Source organism: Ideonella azotifigens, from assembly GCF_006519715.1.
GTDB lineage: Bacteria > Pseudomonadota > Gammaproteobacteria > Burkholderiales > Burkholderiaceae_C > Ideonella > Ideonella azotifigens.
Genome location: NZ_VIDT01000705.1, coordinates 1 through 2,702 on the forward strand (window position 1 = coordinate 1; position 2,702 = coordinate 2,702).

2 protein-coding genes are annotated in these 2,702 nt (G+C 67.2%); one reads left to right on the forward strand and one right to left on the reverse strand.

From position 1 onward, the window contains the following. A partial coding sequence (locus FKP22_RS34090; RefSeq protein ID WP_141290923.1) for a sensor histidine kinase occupies positions 1 to 945 on the reverse strand: 945 nt, incomplete at its 3' end. 245 nt (positions 946 to 1,190) lie between these two features. On the opposite strand from FKP22_RS34090, the gene FKP22_RS26545 reads away from it, so the two are divergent. Continuing rightward, positions 1,191 to 2,579: a phosphomannomutase/phosphoglucomutase gene (locus tag FKP22_RS26545; RefSeq protein ID WP_141290924.1), complete on the forward strand. Its 1,389-nt coding sequence runs from the start codon at positions 1,191 to 1,193 to the stop codon at positions 2,577 to 2,579. Positions 2,580 to 2,702: the final 123 nt, after the last annotated feature.

The following is a 2,702-nucleotide window of genomic DNA, read 5'->3' on the forward strand; positions in this document are numbered from 1 at the left end:
CAGCCGCAACTGGCGACCGACGCGTTCGGCGCGCACCAGCACCTCGCCGCCTTCGATCTTTGGCTCCAGCCCGTGGTGGATGGCGTTTTCGACCAGCGGCTGCAGCAGCAGTGCCGGCAGCGGCAGCTCGCGCAAGTCGGCTGGCACCTCGATGCGCCAGCGCAAGCGGTCGGCCATGCGCACGCCCAGCACCTGCAGGTAGGCCTCGACCAGCGCCAACTCCTGGCCCAGGCTGTGCTGCGCGTCGCGCAGGCCGGCGAACGACGCGCGCAGGTAGTCCACGAAGGCCTCCAGCATCCAGCGCGCGCGCTGCGGGTCGGCTTCCACCAGGCTGACCACGTTGGCCAGCGTGTTGAACAGGAAGTGCGGTTCGATCTGACCCTGCAGCAACCTCAGCCTGGCCTCGGCCTCGCGCTTCTCGGCCGCTTCGGCGCGGGCCTTGCCGTTGAAGTACAGCGAGACCAGCGCCGAGAACATCAGCACGAAGGCCAGCATGCCCAGCACCAGGTTGACCGAGTTTGGCCCGTCGGACTCGATGCGCGTGAACCGGCCGGCCAGCGAGGTGGCCAGCGGCCAGCCGATGGCCACGCCCACCAGCGGCGTCACATTGAACACCACCCGCCTGCGCCCGGGTGGCCAGGCGGCAATGCGGGCCTGGCCAAGCAGGCGCACCACCAGCTCACACAGCAGGTGGATGAAAAATGCGATGAACAGGCTGACGAACAGGTTCACACCCAGCCAGTGGCGCCAGTTGGGCCAGCTCGTCCAGTCCTCGCCGCGGGCGTGGAAGATGAAGCCCAGCAAGGTGAAGAACACGCCGATGGCGGTGCCGAACAGTGCGGTCCACAGCCATTGCAGCCAGCCCGGCCCAGCCGGTCGCTCCTGGTGGACGCCAGCCGACCAGGCGCGCAGCGAACGCTTGAGCAGGGCGATGGAAGACTTCATGCGGTTGCAGTGTAGGCAGGCACTGCCGGTGGCGGCAGCGGGCTGCGATGGATGGCGAGCCGATGCGACAGTTGGCCAGCGGCTGTCGGGAACGGTACAGACCTGGCAGGCGCATTCCTTGCACGCCCGCCGGTTGAGCAGACTGCGGCTTGCGCTGACAAGCGCGACACGGTGGCTGCCTACAATCGGCGCCAGTCTCACATTGACCCAGACCCCTCAGGGAAACAACACAGGATCCGCCCGCCATGCAAGTGAACGCATCGATCTTCAAGGCCTATGACATCCGCGGCATCGTCGGCAAGACGCTGGACGAAAGCGTCGCCGAGCACCTGGGCCGGGCCTTCGGCACCGAGGCGCTGAAGGCCGGCGAAAAAGCCGTGGTCGTCGGCCGCGACGGTCGCCTCTCGGGCCCGGGCCTGGTCGATGCGCTCAAGCGTGGCCTGGCCTCCACCGGGCTGGACGTGGTGGACATCGGCGCGGTCACCACGCCCATGGTCTATTACGTGGCCGCGACCCGCGCCAAGCAGGGCTGCACCAGCGGCATCCAGGTCACCGGCAGCCACAACCCCAAGGACTACAACGGCTTCAAGATGGTGCTGGCCGGCCGTGCGATCTACGGCGAGGAGATCCAGGGCCTGCGCAAGCGCATCGAGGCCGAGGACTACACGGTGGGCAAGGGTCGCATTGGTGCGATGGACATCGTGCCCGAGTACAGCCACCGCATTGTCAGCGACTGCAAGCTGTCGCGCCCGATGAAGATCGTCGTCGACTCCGGCAATGGCATTCCCGGTGCCACCGGCCCGGCCATCCTGAAGGCCCTGGGCTGCGAGGTGATCGACCTGTATTCCAAGGTCGACGGCGACTTCCCCAATCACCATCCGGACCCGTCCAAGCCCGAGAACCTGGCCGACCTGATCAAGGTCGTGCATGCCACCGGTGCCGAGCTAGGCCTGGCCTTCGACGGCGACGGCGACCGCCTGGGCGTGGTCACCAAGGGCGGCGACATCATCTACCCGGACCGCCAACTGATCCTGTTCGCGCGCGACATCCTCAAGCGCGTCAAGGGCGGCACCATCATCTATGACGTGAAGTGCACGCAGCGCCTGGCGCCGGAAGTGGAAGCCGCTGGCGGCAAGCCGCTGATGTGGAAAACCGGCCACTCGCTGGTCAAGGCCAAGCTGAAGGAAACCGGCGCGCCCATCGCCGGCGAAATGAGCGGCCACATCTTCTTCTCCGAGCGCTGGTACGGCTTCGATGATGCGATGTACACGGCCGGCCGGCTGCTGGAAATCCTCTCGCGCAGCGACGACCCCAGCGCCGTGCTGAACGCACTGCCCACCGCCTTCAACACGCCTGAGCTGAACGTGCCCTGCGCCGAAGGCGAGCCGGCGCAGGTCATTGCCAAGCTGCTCGAAACCGCCAAGTTCCCGGGCGCCGAGATCATCACCATCGACGGCCTGCGTGCCGAGTACCCGGACGGCTTTGGCCTGGTGCGCGCCTCCAACACCACGCCGGTGCTGGTGATGCGTTTCGAAGGCCACACGCCCGAAGCCATGCACCGCATCGAAACCGACTTCATGACTGCACTGCGCACCGTGAAGCCGGATGCGGAGTTTGCCGCTGCCGCGCATTGAGCTGGCACTGGTAGCGGAGCGCGCCGTCGTGTCCCAGGGGCTGGCGCGCGCCGCCTATTCAACGCTGTTCCGGCTGCTGATCCCGGCCTACCTGCTGCGGCTGTGGCTGCGCGGGCGGGCCGA

What these genes read in the sequence shown, in the direction of transcription:
- FKP22_RS26545 (WP_141290924.1), top strand. Translation starts at nt 1,191, where the DNA reads ATGCAAGTGAACGCATCGATCTTCAAGGCCTATGACATCCGCGGCATC.